The organism is Streptomyces sp. MI02-7b, assembly GCF_033793585.1.
GTDB lineage: Bacteria > Actinomycetota > Actinomycetes > Streptomycetales > Streptomycetaceae > Actinacidiphila.
The window spans coordinates 1-17,220 of sequence record NZ_JARAWX010000046.1 but is presented as its reverse complement, the minus strand read 5'-3'; the positions used below and the strand labels follow the sequence as shown (position 1 = coordinate 17,220).

The 17,220-nt window shown below is 68.2% G+C and carries 11 protein-coding genes and 5 pseudogenes; 10 read left to right on the top strand and 6 right to left on the bottom strand.

The window, feature by feature from the left end:
* Positions 1–516: 516 nt before the first annotated feature.
* The 7 genes from PV364_RS39540 to pepN all read left to right on the top strand — a co-directional run bounded on the left by PV364_RS39540 (position 517) and on the right by pepN (position 9,469).
* A complete protein-coding gene (locus tag PV364_RS39540; protein ID WP_319665784.1) occupies positions 517–1,827 on the top strand; it encodes a metallopeptidase TldD-related protein in 1,311 nt (436 codons plus the stop codon).
* The gene (locus tag PV364_RS39535; protein WP_319665783.1) at positions 1,824–3,107 is read left to right on the top strand and encodes a metallopeptidase TldD-related protein; all 1,284 of its coding nucleotides are present in this window, start codon (positions 1,824–1,826) and stop codon (positions 3,105–3,107) included. The genes PV364_RS39540 and PV364_RS39535 overlap by 4 nt, the downstream gene beginning before the upstream one ends.
* On the top strand, positions 3,104–4,195 hold the full coding sequence (locus PV364_RS39530; RefSeq protein WP_319665782.1) for a hypothetical protein: 1,092 nt from the start codon (positions 3,104–3,106) through the stop codon (positions 4,193–4,195). Before PV364_RS39535 ends, PV364_RS39530 begins: the two co-directional genes overlap by 4 nt.
* A 181-nt stretch (positions 4,196–4,376) precedes the next feature.
* Entirely contained in the window at positions 4,377–5,327 is a 951-nt protein-coding gene (locus tag PV364_RS39525; protein WP_319665781.1) for an ABC transporter ATP-binding protein, read from the top strand.
* Positions 5,324–6,118 carry an ABC transporter permease gene (locus PV364_RS39520; protein WP_319665780.1) on the top strand — a complete coding sequence of 265 codons (795 nt, stop codon included), beginning with the start codon at positions 5,324–5,326 and terminating at the stop codon, positions 6,116–6,118. The genes PV364_RS39525 and PV364_RS39520 overlap by 4 nt, the downstream gene beginning before the upstream one ends.
* Positions 6,111–6,902, top strand: coding sequence for an ABC transporter permease (locus PV364_RS39515; protein WP_319665779.1), 792 nt, complete (start codon positions 6,111–6,113; stop codon positions 6,900–6,902). The genes PV364_RS39520 and PV364_RS39515 overlap by 8 nt, the downstream gene beginning before the upstream one ends.
* Positions 6,899–9,469, top strand: coding sequence for an aminopeptidase N (gene pepN, locus PV364_RS39510; RefSeq protein WP_319665778.1), 2,571 nt, complete (start codon positions 6,899–6,901; stop codon positions 9,467–9,469). The genes PV364_RS39515 and pepN overlap by 4 nt, the downstream gene beginning before the upstream one ends.
* Before the next feature lie 101 nt (positions 9,470–9,570).
* On the opposite strand, the gene PV364_RS39505 is transcribed toward pepN, so the two are convergent.
* Together PV364_RS39505 and PV364_RS39500 are read right to left on the bottom strand one after the other, a co-directional pair.
* The gene (locus PV364_RS39505) at positions 9,571–9,834 is read right to left on the bottom strand and encodes an integrase core domain-containing protein (RefSeq protein WP_319665777.1); all 264 of its coding nucleotides are present in this window, start codon (positions 9,832–9,834) and stop codon (positions 9,571–9,573) included.
* Between the two features lie 61 nt (positions 9,835–9,895).
* Positions 9,896–10,722: pseudogene (locus PV364_RS39500) on the bottom strand (transposase); the annotation flags it as partial.
* 154 nt (positions 10,723–10,876) lie between these two features.
* Here PV364_RS39500 and PV364_RS39495 point away from each other — a divergent pair.
* Positions 10,877–11,762: pseudogene (locus PV364_RS39495) on the top strand (IS5 family transposase).
* Between the two features lie 9 nt (positions 11,763–11,771).
* On the opposite strand, the gene PV364_RS39490 reads toward PV364_RS39495, so the two are convergent.
* Entirely contained in the window at positions 11,772–12,200 is a 429-nt protein-coding gene (locus PV364_RS39490) for a DUF6210 family protein (protein ID WP_319665776.1), read from the bottom strand.
* Positions 12,201–12,455: 255 nt separating this feature from the next.
* On the opposite strand from PV364_RS39490, the pseudogene PV364_RS39485 reads away from it, so the two are divergent.
* Positions 12,456–12,803: pseudogene (locus tag PV364_RS39485) on the top strand (transposase); the annotation flags it as partial.
* A 182-nt stretch (positions 12,804–12,985) separates the two neighbouring features.
* Here the strand turns inward: PV364_RS39485 and PV364_RS39480 are convergent.
* Positions 12,986–14,427: pseudogene (locus PV364_RS39480) on the bottom strand (ISAzo13 family transposase); the annotation flags it as partial.
* A gap of 8 nt (positions 14,428–14,435) precedes the next feature.
* Here PV364_RS39480 and PV364_RS39475 point away from each other — a divergent pair.
* Positions 14,436–15,368, top strand: a complete 933-nt coding sequence (locus PV364_RS39475; RefSeq protein WP_415924668.1) for an IS701 family transposase — start codon at positions 14,436–14,438, stop codon at positions 15,366–15,368.
* Between the two features lie 174 nt (positions 15,369–15,542).
* Here PV364_RS39475 and PV364_RS39470 read toward each other — a convergent pair.
* Positions 15,543–16,979 (bottom strand): annotated as a pseudogene (locus PV364_RS39470) (reverse transcriptase domain-containing protein); the annotation flags it as partial.
* 62 nt (positions 16,980–17,041) lie between these two features.
* Positions 17,042–17,215, bottom strand: coding sequence for a response regulator transcription factor (locus PV364_RS41460; RefSeq protein ID WP_415924667.1), 174 nt, complete (start codon positions 17,213–17,215; stop codon positions 17,042–17,044).
* Positions 17,216–17,220 lie beyond the last annotated feature (5 nt).

Genomic DNA, 17,220 nt, shown 5'->3' with positions numbered 1-17,220 from the left:
GCATCACCTGGCCGGCTACAGGGTCGTTCCATCGGCAGCAGATCCAGGTGGTCCGAACCACCCGGGCATCACCTGGCCGGCTACAGGGTCGTTCCATCGGCAGCAGATCCAGCGCACCGGCCATCAGCGAGCCTCCATTCTTGCCAAACCTGCATGTAACATCCCGCCGGGTCCACAACGAACCGCACGAATGTCTGTGAGGAGCTGCCATCCGTGCTGCCCGATCTGGCCTGAACATTAGGCGGGCAGAACAGCGGCAAACAAGGTGGCAATTCGTTCTTCATGCGCACTCGACTAAGGTCGTAGCCGAAACTGCGACCTTGGTGGCAGAGCGGTCTGCGCCGGGTGGCAGATACGGGGATTCCGTCGAAAAATCCCCACGATCGACTTGACGGTCCACGGAGCGGGCTGTTGTACTCGTCTGGCACAGCGGAAAGACTATGCAAATCCGCTTCATCTCTCATTCTTGAGGCTTTCTCTCCCCTGCATCGAGTCGCGTAATCGGAGGTGAATTAAATGTGGAGTGGCGCGCCCCTCCGTCATGTCGACGCTTTCGCGGAACGCGGCACCGAACAGATCATGCGCCTGCACGCCGACGGCACGCCGCGGCGGTCGATCCGGCGCATCAGCGGCATGGCCGTCCGTGTGGTGTCAGATCACAACGGCGGCCGATTTCTCCAATGCGCGGGCACCACCGCGGCGCAGGTGCGAGACCTGGGCGGCGAGCTCGCCGGAGCGGTCGACGATGCGACGAGGCGGCGCGCCACCGACGGCCTGCTGTCCACCGCCGGCCTGGTCGACACCGGGAACACGCCGGCGACAGATGCCGGGATCAGCGTCGACTGGCTGGCCGCGGCCCGTGAGGGCGCGTTGGCCAACGGCGCCGATGCTGTCGAGACGCGCTGGTGGTGCCGGGACCGGGCCTATGCGGTCTGGCGCGACGACAGCTTGATCGCGTCGCGCACCTGCCTGATGTGGCTGACGGTCTCGGCTCGAACCGGCACGACACGCGGCTCCTCCGTGGTCGCGCACCTGCCGGCCGCCCCACTGACCGTCGAGGCGGCAGCACAGGCGGGCGCCGCCGCGGCCGGCCAGGCGCGGCGCTTGGGCGGCGCCGCCGTGCCCAGGTCCGGCCCGACCCCAGTGATCTTCGCGCCCGACGCCGCCGGCGCGTTCGTCCACGAAGTGCTCGGACACGCGCTTGAGGCCGACATCGCGGAGACCTCCGCGATGTGGGCCCGCCGGACGCAGCTGGACCTGCACCCGGCGTTGTCCGTGTTCGACGACAGCCGAGTTCCCCAGTCGTGGGAGCAGACCACCGTCGACGAGGAGGGCACACCCTGTGGACGAGTCACGCTGGTGGACCGCGGACGGGTCGTGGGCCGACTCACCGACCAGGCACACGCGCGGCCGCAGGGCGCCGTGTCGACCGGTCACGGCCGCCGGGGGCTCTACAGCTCGCCGCCCATTCCCCGGATGCGCCACACCATCGTGACCGGAGGCTCGGACGATGCCGTGGACATCGTCGCCGACACCCGCCACGGGGTGATGGTCCTCGCCATCGAGTCCGCGGACGCGATCCCCGCGCAGGGGCGGTTCGTGATGCGCGTGCGGGACGCCGTCGAGGTCGTCGACGGTCGCGCGGGCCGGCCGTTGACCAGCTTCTCGGTCACCGGCGACCTGGCCGATCTGGCCCTGCTCGACGCCGTCGGCTCGGACAACGCGCCCGGTGTGCTTATGTGCGGCCGGCAGGGGCGGTGGGTGCCGGTGTCGCACGACGCGCCGACGCTTCGCCTGCCCCGTCTCACCGTCAGGGGTCGCTCATGACCGCCTCCGCGCTCGAACTCTGCGAGCGGGTCGCCAACAGTGCCCGGCCCGGCGAACGCGTCGAGGTCTTCGCTCGGCACGTCCGAAGCACGCTCAGCCGGCTACGGCCCGGCAGCGATCCCTATGACCAGATCGCCGACGGCTGGCTGGTGGGTGTCCGCATCGAGGCCGGCGGGCTGGCCGGCCTGGCCACGGGCAACGTGCTCAGCCCGAGCGGGTTGGCCGAGCTTCTTGTCGACGCCCGCCGGTCCCGCGCCATGGCGCCGGCGCCGGTCGTCCCGTCGGCCGAGATCCCGCCGGCGCCACCGGCCCTGACGCCGACCCCCGACGACAATCTCGCCAGCACCCGCGACATCGCGTTGACCACCCGGAGCGTGCTGGGCGCCGCGGAACCGGCCACGATCACGGCGGGGAGCACGCACCGCACCGTGCTCCGTTGCGACTCGACGGGGTGGACCGGAAGCTACACGCAGCGCGAGGCACAGCTGCACATCCGGTCGACCGCCACCGGTCTCGACGCGGCGCAGGGCGCGCGGATCCGCGAGCAACTCTCGGAACTGTCCCCCGCCGATGCGATCGACGAGTACCTCCACAGCCGTGACGCGCTCGCCGGCCACCCCGTCGTCCCCGACAGGATCGACTGGATTCTGTTGTCGCCACTGGTGGTGGCCCGTGTCGTCAGTCGGCTGAGCCGGGCTTTCGTCCGCCCCCAGACGAAGGGACGGGCACTCGACGTCGGAGCCGTCGTCAGTGGCGGCTCGCCGCTGACGATCGTCGACGACGCCGGACCGGGCAGCGGCCTCGGCCGTGCGCCGTTCGACGACGAAGGCATGCCCCGGCGCCGCACGGTGCTGCTCTCCAAGGGCGTCGTGGTGGCGTTGCTCGGCTGTCGCGACGCCGGGCCGAGCACCGGCAGCGCCTACTGGGGCGACTGGGACAGCGACATCACCTCGGCGACCGCACGCTGCCACGTCGAACCCACCTGTGACGACAGCGCCCCGGTTCCCGCCGAACTTCCCGGCACCGGCATCGTCGTGGTCGATGTGCGCGGATTCCGCGGCGGTTTCGACCTGCTCAGCGGCAATTTGGAATTCGAGGTGGCCGGCGCGTTGCTGCGTGACGGCGAGTTCGCCGGGTCGGCCAGAACCGCGGTCGTCGGCTCGCCGGACGCCGTGCTCGGCGCGTTCGAGCACGTCTACCGCCACGTCGAGTTCTATCGCATGCAGGGCCTGTACGGCGGTTCCTGGTCACTCCTGAATGGATCGGTGGCACAACTATGAGCACACGGACCCAGCCGGCGCCGCGGCACTTCGAGGCGATCGCCGACCGCTTCTTCGAGTCGAGACACCTTGCCGCGGCCCGCCACGTAATCGACGTGATCGGCGGCGAGCACAACCTCCGCCTGGCCTTCGTCAGCGGCTCGCTGGCCGCGGGCCTCGGGCACGGGATGTCCGATGTGGACCTCTACGTCGCCCCCAAGCCCGGTCACCAGGTCGACAACTCGGGGCACCTGGTGGACGGCGTCATCGTGCACGTGGCTCCCATGACCGAGGCCGTGGTCGACCTGATCGCCAGGACCAGCCGCGAGTACGTCGCGGGCCGCCGGGTCCGGTCGCAGATCGAGCTCAGCGACAACGACTTGTTGTGGTCCGTCCGTTACGCCATCGGCGCCGTGCTGGTCGACGACGGCCTCGACCTGCCCGATCCGGCACAGGCCAAGCTGACGCTGCGCCGGGTGATCATGGCGAGGTCCGCGGCCAAGGTGTCGGGGTGTGCGGAGGACGCGCTCGGCGCGCTCCAGGTGGCCGATGCCCTGACCGCCCTGCAGGCCTCGCAGATGGCGCTCGAGAACGCGCTCGAATGTGTGTTCGCCGGCATCGGCGACCTCTACCTCGGGCGCAAGTTCCTGCCGCGACGGATCGCTCGCGCGGCCGCGCTGCGGGACATCGCCCCGCAGATCTGGGATCAGCTGTGGCTCGATCCGAGCGGCGGGATGCCGGCCGTGAACGCGCTCGTGGAACGCCGCCTGCGGCTGTCGGTCTACCTGGCCGGCGTGGCGCAGCTGGACGGCTGGGACGAGCCGATCGGCCACGTGCGACCGGTCGGTGACCACGAGCACCTCGGCGGCCCCTTGCGCAGCCCCTGGATCGTGCCGCTGCGGCTGGCCACGGAATGGGGCATGGCCGGACCGGACTGCGGATTCGCCACCAAGGCCGGCATGATCCGGCTCTGGCTGGAGCTCGACGGCCGGCCGCTCGACCGGCTGCACCGCGAGCTGGCGACCCACCCGGCATTCGCCGGCACCCCACAGGACCTTCTCACCACCGCGGTGTCGCGGCTGGTGCAGAAGAACGTCGCCACGGCTTGAACCGATGCCGCGGCGAACGCTGAGAACCACAGACCGATGAGGAGGTGGCACATGGACGACAACGAGCTGGACATCATCGAGGACAACGAGTTCGCCAACGAAACAGGCTGACCTGTCGCGACGGGGGCCGGCCGGTATCGGGCGGCCCCCGTCGTCTCCGTCCCGTTTGGAGGATGCCGCCATGGCGATGGCGATCGAGATAGAAGCCGTAAGCCGCGTGTTCGTCGAGTCAGGCCAACGGATCCATGCCCTGCGCGAGGTGAGCTTCACGGTGGGCGAGGGGCAGGTGATGGGTCTGCTCGGGGCCAACGGCGCCGGCAAGACCACCCTGACGAAAATCCTCTCCACATTGCTGCTGCCGACCTCAGGCGCCGCGCGCGTGCTCGGCGCCGACGTCGTCCGCGACGCGGCCGTGGTGCGGGGATGGCAGTCGGTCGTACTGGGCGGAGAACGCGGCCTGTACGGCCAGCTGACCGCGCACGAGAACCTGCGCTTCTTCGGCATGCTCGGCGGCCTGTCCCGACGCGCTCTGCTCAGTCGCCTGTACCCGGCGCTGGAAGAGGTCGGCCTCGCCGCGGTGGCGGGGCGCCGGGTGTCGACGTTCTCCAAGGGCATGCGCCAGCGCTTGCACATCGCGATCGGAATGATCACCTCGCCCCGGGTCCTCCTGCTCGACGAGCCGACGGTCGGTCTCGACCCGGTCGAAGCGGCGAGGTTGCGCACCGCGATCGCCGCGCTGCGTGACCAGGGCGTGTCGATCCTGCTCACCAGCCACTACCTGCGCGACATCGAGGAGTTGGCCGACCGAGTCGTGCTGCTGGACGCCGGCGCGGTGGTGTGCGAGATGTCCGTGGCCGAGTTCTCCGCGTCGGTCGGGCACGTCGCCACGGTCCGTGTGCACGGTGGCGGCGCCGCCCCGGATCCGCGGCGTTGGCCCGGTCTGGCGGGGGCCGCTGTCGACATCGCGCCGCGGGACGACGGCTGGACCGCGTCGATCCGGCTGCCTGAGTGGACTTCCGAGGTGTTCGAGGCGCTCGGGCGCGTTCTCGCGGCCAGCGAGGTCCGCGACGTGGAGATCGAGCAGGCGAATCTCGAAACCGCCTACCTGAGCCTCGAGGCCGGGAAGTCATGATCACAACGAATCGGCCGACCGGCCCGGTCAGGGCAGTGGAGATCCTGCTCGCCGGGGCGCGGATGCAGGTCCTGCTGGTGCGCAGCCATCCCTTGATCCCGGTCGTGACAGTGGTGCAACCGGTGGTCTTCTTCCTCGTGGTGACCGCGCGACACCCGGCCACCGCGGACCGCGCCGACCTGCTCTTCGCGGTCCTGCTCACCTCCTTGTGGGGAGGCACGCTGTGGACCGCGGGCGGCATCCTCCGCCGGGACATGGCCGACGGCACGCTCGGCCGCAACCTGGTCAGCGCGAGCGATCCCCGACTCGTGGTGATCGGCAAGTGCCTCGGCAGCTGCCTGCTCGTCCTCGCGCTGCTCGCCTGCACCGGCGGCACCATCGCCGTGGTGACCGGCATCCACGTGCCCCTGGCCGCACTGCCGTGGTTGGTGGCGGGGCTGGTCTTCGTCGCCCTGTCCGGCACCGCGCTCGGCTATCTGCTGTCCGCGCTCTTCGTGCTCGTCCGCCACCCCGTGCAGCTGACCTCCGCGCTGGTCTTCCCGGTCTACATTCTCGGCGGGCTGCTGATCCCGACGAGTGCCCTGCCGGCGCCGCTCGCGGCACTCGCACGGGGTATCAGCCTGTACTGGGCCCAGCGACTGTTGAGCTCGGCGGTCAGCGGAGACGGCGCCACGCTGCCCGCGCTGCTGGTGCTCGGCGCGTTGACCATCGCGTACTTCCTGGTGGGCAACGTCTTCTTCGTCCGTGTTGTGCACCGCGCACGCGTGAAGGGCACGATCGACCTTGGCTGACAAGATCTGGCGACACACCGAAGCGATTCACAACGGATGGCGGCTCTACGTCGCGGAGAATCCGCCACTGGTCGAGGTGACCGCCACGTTGCCGCGCATGCTCATGCAGGCCGCCTTCTACACGCTGATCGCCGGCCCGGCCGCCCAGCGCTACGCGTTCATCGGCGTGGTCGCCTTCGTCGCCTGCTCGCAGCTCATCGTCTCGGTGGGCGACATCCCGCTGACCGAGCAGTGGTACGACACCTTTTACCGACTGCGCACAGGCGTGCTCTCGCCGGTCTCGGTGTATCTGTGCCGCACACTGCCGTACGTGGGCAGCGCCGCGATCGCCACCCTGCTCGTCCTCGGTCTGGACGGCCTGCTGCTCGGCCAGCAGGACACAGTCGTCCGGCTCCTGCCGTTCACACCGCTGTACCTGTTGGCCGTCGTCACCACGGCGTCCTTCGCGTTGGCGCTCGCCGCACTGGCCATCGGGCGCGCCAACGAGATCCTGGTCGGCAACGTCGCCTCGTACCTGATGCTCGCCGGCAGCGCGGTGGTCACGCCGCTCGACAGCCTGCCGTGGCTTTCCCATCTGGGCGATGTGCTGCCGCTGACCCATGCCCTGCGGGCGATTCGCGCCGGCGTCGACGGCCGGCCATGGGGCCATGAAGCCGCCGTCGAAGCCGCCATCGGCCTGGGCTGGCTTACAGTCGCCGTCGGCACGATCGCCTGGGGCACCGCACGCGCCGGCGGCTGGCGCCTGCGGCACCGGTTCCGGCGGTCCGTGGCGGTGCGGGGATGACCGGCCCCGTGCTGACACAGGCCGAGGCGCGAGCCCGGGCCGGACTGGTCCGGGTCAGCGGCTACGTCGTCGATCTCGACGTGACTCTCGGAGCCGAGTATTTCCGGAGCACGACAACGATCCACTTCGACAGCCGGCACGTGGGCGAGGACACGTTCGTCGACCTGACCGACGCCGAGGACGTGTCGGTGGAGTGGAACGGCCGCCCCATGTCGCCGGGGGACGTGTGCCGAGGCAACCGACTTTCCCTGCCCGACCTGCGCGCGCACAACACCCTGCTGGTGCGGGCGCGGCTGCCGTATTCCGCTGCCGTCCAGGGTCTGCACCGCTCCGTCGACCCCTCCGACGGCGCGACCTACCTCTACTCGCACTGCGAACCCGCGCACGCATCCCGCGTCTACGCCTGTTTCGACCAACCGGACCTCAAAGCGCCGTGGCAGCTGAACGTGATCGCACCACCGGACTTCACCGTCGTCAGCAACTCACCGGTGGTGGACGTCACCGTCGCCACCACCGCCGGCCAGCCGGCCCGGCGGTGGCGCTTCGCCGAGACCCCGCCATTGGCCACTTATCTGACCGCCGTGGTCGCGGGCCCATTCGCGCTGTGGCACGACGAGCACACCGTCCGCCACCGCGGGATCGACACGGCCGTGCCGCTGACTATCGGCTGTCGGCGTTCCCTGGCCGCGCACATGGACGTCGCAGAGCTGTTCGACATCACCCGCCGTGGACTCGACCACTTCGTCGAGCAGTTCGACAGCCCGTACCCGTTCGCGAAGTACGCCCAGATGATGGTCCCCGACTTCGGCGGAGCCATGGAGCATCCGGGCTGTGTGACGTTCGCCGACCGCACCTTCGTCTTCCGGGGCGCGGAGACCAGAGCGGAGCGCGACGCGCTCGCGGAGACCATGCTCCACGAGATGGCGCACATGTGGTTCGGGAACCTGGTGACACCGACCTGGTGGGACGACCTGTGGCTCAAGGAGTCGTTCGCGACGAACGCCGCTGCGGACGCGTTCGCCCGGCTGCGGGACACGGACGACACTGCCGCGGTGGGCCGGCAGTCGCGCGCCGTGGCCCGCGACGAACTGCCGACGACGCATCCTGTGGTCACCCCCGTGCCCCATGTAGACGCGGCCTTCGGCGCGTTCGATGAGATCGCCTACGAGAAGGGCTCCGCCGTTCTGCGACAGTTGCAGATGCTGTTGGGCGAGGATGTCTTCCTTGCCGGCATCCGGGGGCTGCTTCGACGGTACGCCTGGGGCAATATGACCACCGACGACTTCCTGGCCGGGCTCGGGACCGTCTCCGGACAGGACCTCGGTGGCTGGGCCGAGCGATGGCTGCACACCGCCGGGGCGAACACGCTGCGGGCCGAGGTCACTTCGGACCGGCACGGCACGGTTACCTCCGTCGACCTGCTCCAGCTGGCGTCGAACAGCGGGCCCCTGCTGCGGGACCACCGTCTCGCGATCGGCTTCTACCGTCGTGGCCACGACGGGGCGTTCCGCCGCACCGAGCGGGTCGAGGTCCACGTGGAGGGTGCTCGAACGCGCGTGCCGGCGCTGGTCGGCGTGCCCGGCCCCGACATCGTCCTGCTGGACGACGGCGCGCAGGCCTTCGCCAAGATCCGGTTGGACAGCTCGTCCATCGCGGCGATCCGCGATCATCTCGGCGAGGTCGCGGACCCCGTGGCCCGCGTCCAGCTGTGGTCGCAGGCCTGGGCCTCGTGCCGTGACGGCCTGCTGGCCGCGCGGGACTACGTCTCGATGACGGTGCTGGCCCTGGCCCGGGCGCAGCACACGGACAACCTCGACTTCGTCGCAGCGGCACTCGACAACTGCCACGTCGCGATCGACCTGTACGCCGACAGCCGGTGGCGGTCGATCGCGCGCGGAATGCTGGCCGAGCTGGCCCGATCCCGGATCGGGTCAGGGAACGGGGACGCCGCCTTCTGGTTGCGGGAATACGCGCGATCCGCGGCCGACGGGTCGCACCTGGACGAGCTGGCCACCCTCGTCGCCGGCAGCGCGTCGATCGATGGACTGGAGATGACCGCCGACCTCCGCTGGCATGTGGTCATCGCGCTGGCCGCGGCGAACCGGTTCGACGCGGACGACATCGACCGTGTCCACGAGGCCGACCGCACCACCGCGGGACTGCGGCGGGCCGCAACCGCCCATGCGGCTCGGCCGACATCCGAGGCAAAGGCCGAGGCGTGGCGGGGATTGACCAGCGGCACGTTGTCGGAGTCGGTCCTGATCGGTGTGGCCAAGGGTTTCGCGTATCCCGGGCAGGCCGAGGTCCGTGCACCCTACGCGAGCCTGTACTACGAGTCGGCGACGGAGTTCGCGGCGCGGTCCGAGCGCCAGGCCACCGGTCTGCTGGCCAAGCTTTTCCCCGCCGACGACGTGAGCCGGGAAGGCGTGCGGCGTGCCGACGCCTTCCTCGCCCGCCCGGTCGTGCCCTCGGTGGCGGCGCGGGCCGTCGCAAACGGACGCGACGGCATTGTGCGGGCGTTGCGGGCCCGGTCGTGCGACCGTCGAGCCGCTGGCGATGTCCGCTGAGTTGTCGCCGACAGCCCTGTACGTGCCGAGAACTACGTCCATGCAGGTGAGCAGGCATCGGCCGTTTGGCTGTCAATCCCCTCGTTACGTAGAGATCTCTTCTACGCGGCCTGGCACCTCTGGCCGCTCTGGTTGCGTGCTTCGATGATGATCCGTTCGAACCCTTCCTGTGGTAGGCCGTCGGCCGCGCTGTGCCCGTGCCTGGGGTTGTAGAACCCGGTGATCCAGGTCGCGATCCTCAGCCGCGCCTCGGTGCGGGTCGCGAAGCGATGCCGGTGGATGTACTCCACTTTGACCAGCGGGTTGAACGACTCCGCGGCGGCGTTGTCCCGCGCCGACCCCACCCGACCCGTGGACTGCAGCACGCCCAACGGGTCTGTACAGCCAGTGGCCCTGTCCCGCATTCGGTGGTGACGGAGTGTGCTGCTATCCGAGGAGGATGCGGTGGCGAAGTAGGGTGAAGCCTGCTCGTCCGTGCATCTGTCGCGCGATCCGCTTGGTTTTCGTGTTGATGCCTTCCGTGGGGCCGTTGCTGTAGGGAAGCGTGAGCGCGGCGATCACTGCGTCGCGGTCTCGGTCCATACCCCGGGCAAAGGAGTGCGGATGAGGCAGATCGGTGGTGCGGACCTGGGCGATCCAGCGTGAGAGCCCGTCGGCGTTTCCTTCACGAGGTGTCAGGAGCTGGGCAAGCCTATGATTTGGGTGCCCAGTTGGGTCATCTCGGGACAGGCGGCGGTGAGCCGTGTCAGGAGGTCCTGATGTTCGGTCTTGAGGTGGTCGGGCCTGGTCAGGAGTATCCGGGCGAGCCGGCGTGGGGAGATGTGGCTCCGGTCGGCGTCCGTGCGGCCTTGGTTGATGTACTTGTAAAGCAGGTTGAGGCAGCCGGTGTAGCCGAGGGTCTTGATTTCTTCGAAGAGCTGCTTGACAGGGACAGCTGGGTCCTCGGCCCGGCGTTTTCGCAGGTGCTCGCGGTAGGGGTCGACGAGGCCGGCGCGGTATTTGGGGATCCGGAGCATCCGCTCGGGCCGGTCGGCACGTGCGTAGCGTTTGACGGTGTTCAGGGCCAGCTGCAGTCGGCGGGCGCATTCGGGCAGGCCAACGCCCTGGTCGAGCAGGTCATGGACCTGGTGCCAGCGTTCCAGGGAGGTTCGGGCGCGTGGCCCAACGTAGATGGGTGCGTCCAGTAGGGTGGCCCAGCAGCTGCTGTGTGCCGTCACCTCGCTGAGGGCGGCTTCGCACAGGTTGTGCCACAGAGTACTGGTGGGCCGTCGGCGAGGTGCTTGCTGAGCAGGTCCTTTTCCCACGGCCCCCAGCCCGAACGACGCGACTTTCACCGCACGTCGCTCTCCAGTGACTACTCGGTGAGTGCTGGGACGGGCTTCTAGGTCGTGTCTCATAATTGATCTTGTGGTGGGGCGAGGAGAGATAACGGACTCGGCGTGGTCGCGGATAGAGCCGCTGCTTCCGCAGAGCGACGGTGTTGGACGTCCGTGGCGAGACCATCGGCAGGTCGTGAACGGGGTGCTGTGGCGGCTCCGTACTGGTGCGCCCTGGCGCGACCTTCCTGAGCGATACGGCCCATGGCAGACCGTCTATCGGCGCTTCGCCCAGTGGGAGAAAGACGGCACCTGGGCCAGGCTGTTGCAGGAGGCCCAGGTCCGTAACGACGCGGCGGGCGCCGTGGAGTGGACGGTCTCGATCGACTCCACAGTCGCCCGGGCGCATCAGCATGCTGCGGGCGCCCGCAAAAAGGGGCTGAAGGTGGGGACGAATCAGAAGATCCGGCAGCTGTCGCGCGTCGCGAGGCGCTCGGCCGGTCCCGGGGCGGGCTGACGACCAAGGTCCACATGGCGGTGGACGGCCGGGGGCTGCCTCTGTCGATCGTGCTCAGCACCGGGAACACGGCAGACTGCACCATGTTCCCCGCTGTGCTGGAGGCAATCCGCATTCCGCGAACCGGCCTCGGACGCCCGCGCACGAAGCCCGACCGGGTGGTGGCGGACAAAGCATATTCGTCCCGGAAGATTCGCCACCTGTTGCGGCGCGCGGCATCAAGGCGACCATCCCCGAGCGCCGGGACCAGGTCGCCAACCGAGCTCGCCGTGCGGGCAGGGGTGGCCGGCCACCGGCCTTCGACAGGACCGCCTACCGGGGGCGGAACGTCGTCGAGCGGTGCTTCGCCCGGTTGAAGCAGTTCCGTGCCGTGGCAACCCGGTTCGACAAATTAGCGGCCCGTTACCAGGCCGGGGTCGTCATCGCGGCACTGGTCCTCTGGCTCAGGGCAGACGGCTGATCACCGTGTTCAGTCCGAGTTGAACCACAACAGCACTCCCGGGCCGTCCGGGGTGATCACCCGCACCCAGGCCTCATCGGCCTCACGAATACGGCTCTCATCCAGTCGGAGAGCATGTGGCTCCTCGGTGGCCCCATCAGATGCCCAGTAGCGAATGGCTTCGATGATCTCGCGGAGCTTGTCCAGCTTGTCATCTGGCCACGCGTAGTTCCAGGTGCCGGCACCACGGAAGTCCTTCTCAAACAGCTGACGCAAGGCGTCCAGCTCATCAGGGCCGAACAACGGCACCAGGAAACCTTCGACCTGCCCCTGCCGACAAGCCGTTCCGCCGTACTGCTGCTGATAGACAACCCCGGTCTTCGCCTCGACAACCACATGCAGCCAGCCGCCGGCACTGATGCCGTCAGGGTCGAGGAAGACGAAGCGTCGAGAGCTCATGGCGACAGTCTTCCGGGCTGTCGACCACGAGCTCAACGACATATCACCCCTGCAAGATCAATTACGAGACACGACCTAGTACTCCAGCAGGACTTCGACGTTTTGCCTGATCAGAGGGCTGCGCGGTGAGTGTAGTGGGCTGGTGCCCGTCAGGGGCGGTCTTCCTGGGACCGCTCCTCGATCGTGTGCAGCCGGCGTTGGTAATGACAGCGGCGAGGGCAGCCTCCCGCCGTGATCAACGAGCCTGCAGCCGAGATCTGGGACCGCGAACTCGAAGACCTCTTCCTCCGCGTCGGCCCCCGCTTCAGCCGCGTGGAGCCACGCCGACGAATGCGCGACTACGTCCGCGGCCTACTCGGCCCCGTCGGCCGCAAGAACGGCTGGCAACTGGCCGAATACGCAGGTCACTCCACGCCTGACGGGCTGCAGCACCTGCTCGCCGGATCCCGCTGGGAAGCGGACGAGATCCGCGACGAGCTCCAGTACTACGTCGCCGAACGCCCCGGCGAGGACGGCGGTGTCCTGATCATCGACGACACCGGGTTCATCACGAAGGGCACTACCTCCGCCGGGGTCCAGCGTCAGTACTCCTGGACCGCCGGGGCCTGTATCTGAATAACTGTCACAGTTGACCTGCATCGTGAACTTCGTCGGGCAGGTGGTCTCGGAGCTGTTCCAAGGTGCGAGCCGGTGATCCAGGAAGTGGTGTGACGACGATGCGGCGCAGGTCCAGGAGGCGGTGCCCGTCTTGGAACTGGATCGCCTTGCGTCGACGTAAGAGTGCGGCCAGGAGAGGGTGGTAATGGTCCAGGCTGCTGGTCTGCGGGTGGAGGTAACTGCGCGGACGGTGGAAGCGTCGTTGGAAGGCCGCCTCGGCCATGGCGTCCCAGTACGGCTCCGAGAGTGCCACCAGGTGTTCGAAGTCGGACCGCTGCATACCGGTCAGGGCCGGATCGCTGAGCATCGCGGTCAGGGCAGGGTCGATCCGTCGGGCGGTCGTCGGTGTCTCTGGCGTTCGGGGCGGGACAGGCGCCAGGGTGTAGTTCCAGTCTCCGTGGAACGCGTCGGGCGTGATCGGCAGGGCCCGGAACTCGGCGGCTGTGACGGTCGTGCCCAGGAGGTAGCTGCCGGTGTCCAGCTCGGGGCCGATGGTCAGTCCAGCGCGGGTGGTCGTGGCGGCGATGGTCTCGATGACGACCTGGTAGCTGGTCAACGGCCGGCCGCGCCAGTTCGCGGTGATGTGGCAGAACATTAGGTGTTCGATCTTGTTCCATTTCGACGTGCCGGGCGGAAAGTGGCCGACTGTGATCTCCAGCCCGCTCTCCAGGGCGAACGCGGCCAGGTGTTTCTTCCAGGTCCAGCGGCGGGGGTCGTTCGAGCCGCCGGCCTCGGCGGTGATCAGCAACCGAGTGGCGCCGGGGTGGTGTTCCCGTCCGCGGCGGTTCCACCAGCGGCGTATGGATTCGACTGCGAACTCGGCGGTGTCGTGGTCGGTCCCGACGTTGACCCAGCCGGTGTTGGTGGCGATGTCGTAGATCCCGTAGGGGATGGCGACGGGCTGGTCGCTGGTGGTGAAGGTGTGGCAGTCGACCTTGATCGGGTACGTGCCCGGCCGCCAGGTACGACCGGGCCGGTCACGGTTGCCGAGCCATTCCTTGGATTTGGTGTCGACGCTGATCACTGGCTGACCGTCGTCGAGGAAGTCGGTGGCCGTGGCGTTCAAGTGGGCGAACTGGGCATCGCGGTCTGGGTGGCTGGCACCTTCGGTGGTCTTGACGGTGCCTTGCAGGCTGTAGCCGAGGCCGTGCAGCAGGCGTCCGACGGTTGCGGCGCTTACCGGATGGCCCTGCGAGGTGAGGGTCGAGGCCAGGGACCGCAGCGACAGGGTGGTCCATCGTAATGGGGAGACGGGATCACCCCGGGTGTGCGGCTCGATGAGCGCGTCGAGTGCCGCCAGCAGGCCGGGGTCGGTGACTGTCAATGGCTTGCGGCCGGCTCCCGAAGCCCGGACCCGCCTCATCAAAACCGGGCCCGCTCCCAACTCGGTCACGCCACGCGCGACGGTGGCGGTGCTGATCCCGGAGGCAGCAGCCACCAGGGCAATCCCGCCGTGGCCGATGGCCGCAGCCTCGCTGGCCAGGTAGAGCCGACGGCGGCGCTCGTCGAGATGCGGCAGGATCCGCTCGAACTTGACCCGTAAAGCGGTGACGGGCGGACGCACAGTCATGGGCCACCATCTCACCAACTCCGCCCAAGCGAGCAGTAATTGAAATTCAGGCCCCTGGCCGCACCGAGAACTGCCAGATCGGGGTCTTCGCCGCCTACGCCTCCGCCCGGGGCCGTGCCCTGGTCGACCGGGAGCTCTACCTGCCCAAGTCCTGGACTGAGGACCGGGACCGCTGCCGCGCTGCGACGATCCCCGACGACCGGGACTTCCACACCAAGGGCGACCTGGCCAAGGTCATGGTGCTGCGGGCACTCGCCTCCGAGCTGCCCATCGCCTGGGTCACCGCGGACTCGGCCTACGGACAGGAAGGCCTCTTCCGGCGCCTGCTCGAACAGTCCGGCGTCGGCTACGTACTGGCGGTGCCCAAGTCCCAGTTCAGCGTGGGCTGTCCACGCATCGACTGGCTGTTCGCCCAGGCCCCGGCCGAGGCCTGGGAACGGATCTCGTGCGGGGACGGCGCCAAAGGGCCGCGCGTCTACGACTGGGCGGCCATCCAGCTGCCCGCCGTGGCCGAGTACGACTACCAGGACGGGACCCCGGTCCGCCGGCGATGGGCACTGGCCCGCCGCAGCCTGACCAAGCCCGACGAGATCGCCTACTACCTCGCCTACTCACAACTCGACACAACCGTCGAGCAGTTGGTGCGGATCGCCGGGACGCGCTGGGCGATCGAGGAGTGCTTCCAGGCCGCGAAGAACGAGTGCGGCCTGGACCAGTACGAGGTCCGCCGCTACACCGGCTGGATGCGGCACATCACCCTGGCCATGCTCGCCCACACCTTCCTGGCCGCGATGGCGGCAGCCGCGGCATCAAAGGGGGCTGCAGAAACGGTTCCCACACCCTGGTCGACCTCACCGTGGCAGAGATCCGGCGACTCCTGGCGGGCGGCCGTTCCCACGGCCCGCGTCCGCTACGGTGCTCGCCCCGCACTCACGCCTTGAACTGGTCCACCTGGCGCCGACAACGCCAGGCCGTCGCCCGCCGCTGTCATTACCAACGCCGGCTGCACACGATCGAGGGGCGGTCCCAGGAAGACCGCCCCTGACGGGCACCAGCCCATTACACTCACCGCGCAGCCTTCTGATCAGGCAAAACGCCGAAGTCCCGCTGGAGTACTAGCCGTGGATGCCTGCGTGACAACTTGCGTAGACCACGAGGGTTTTGCGGTGTCGCGCGGCCATGAGATCTGCCCACGGCGGCCGGGTTCCCGATTTTCCGAGGTCCGCGAGCTTGGCGACGTGGTGAACTTCCACCTCATCGACGTGTCCGCATGACTCACACCGTCCGGTGAGGAGCCGGGTGGTCAGCTCCTTGCGTTTGGTGTTGACGGAGGCCAACCGACGGTCGGTGATGACCGTCTTCTTGTTCCGTCGCAGCGGAATGCCGCCGAACCGTCCGACCAGCGGTTTCCTTCCGGTGCGTTCGACGCGGGCCTCGAAGCACTTGCGTGGCCCGTGCGGCGTCTCGATGGTGGTCGCGTACTTGCGGGCCATCTTTGACACCGACGAGCGGTGCTTGTTGGCGAGCGTCATCAGCATCGAGGTCTCCATGACCCATTGCAGCCGGGCGAGTCGGAAGACGTCGCCGGCCATCAGGTAGCACTGGACGATGCCGCGGTACTCGGACCCGTAGGTGCTGAGGATGACGTGGTCGTCCTGGTTCAGCAGTTCGGGGCGTCGCGCGGGTTTGCCGCACTTCATGTACTGGGCCTGCTTGGCAGATACCACCGAACGAGGGACCTGCAGTCTGATGACCCCATTGACGGAGTGCCGACCACCGGTGACCTTGCGATCGTTGTGATGCACGGTGATGTTGTAGCCGAGGAACCTTGCCGCCTCGGTGCGGGCGTGTGTGATGAGCGTCTTTTCTGGCGACAGTTCCAGTTTGAGTTCGTCACGCAGGAATTGTGCCAGGCTCTTCTTGATTTCCTCAGCTTCTGCGTTCGGTCCGGCGAACCCGAGCAGGGTGTCGTCGACATAGCGCACATACCTCAGCCGCCTGTAACCAGCATCTTGAGTGTCCATGCTGGGCACACTGCGAAGTTGCTTGCGCAGTTCCCGCACCTCGGTGCGGTCACCGCGCTTGCGGGCGCAACCCATCGCCGCCCACACCCGATAAAAGGCGCGGCTCGGCTTCCTGACCCCTCCACGGGTGTATTCCGGGATGAGAACCTTCTCGACATACTCGTCCATCTTGTGCAGGTAGATGTTGGATAGGATCGGTGAAACAACCCCGCCTTGCGGGCTTCCGCTGTGCGTGGCGTTCCAGATCCAGTCCTCCATGTATCCGGCCTTGAGCATGTTAGGCACCAGCCGCAGGAACCGGTTGTCGCGGATTTTCGCGCCCAGGATTGGGAGCATGACCGCATGGTCAAGCTTGTCGAAGCACTGGGCGATGTCGCCCTCGATAAACCAGGCGGTCCCCGTCCAGGTGTTGACGACATCACGTAGTGCGGTGTGACAGCCCCGGCGGGGACGGAAACCGTGGGAGGAGTTGGAGAAGGTCGGCTCGTAGTACGCCTCAAGTAGCAGGCGGATCACCTCGCCGACGCGTCTTCCGCGTCCTCTGACAGTCGGTTGGGGCGGGAAACCCGCTTCGCGGATTTCCGCCCCCGTCATCCGTCCGTACCCGCTTCGGCGGCTGTTACCTGGTAGATACCCAGTTGCACCGCCAGGACCACCAACTGGGAGCGGTTGTTGACTCCAGCCTTGCGCCGAAGCCTACGTATGTGGGCGTCTACGGTGTGCGGGCTGATCTCGATCTCCCGCGCGATAGCCTGATAGGTCAGCCCCT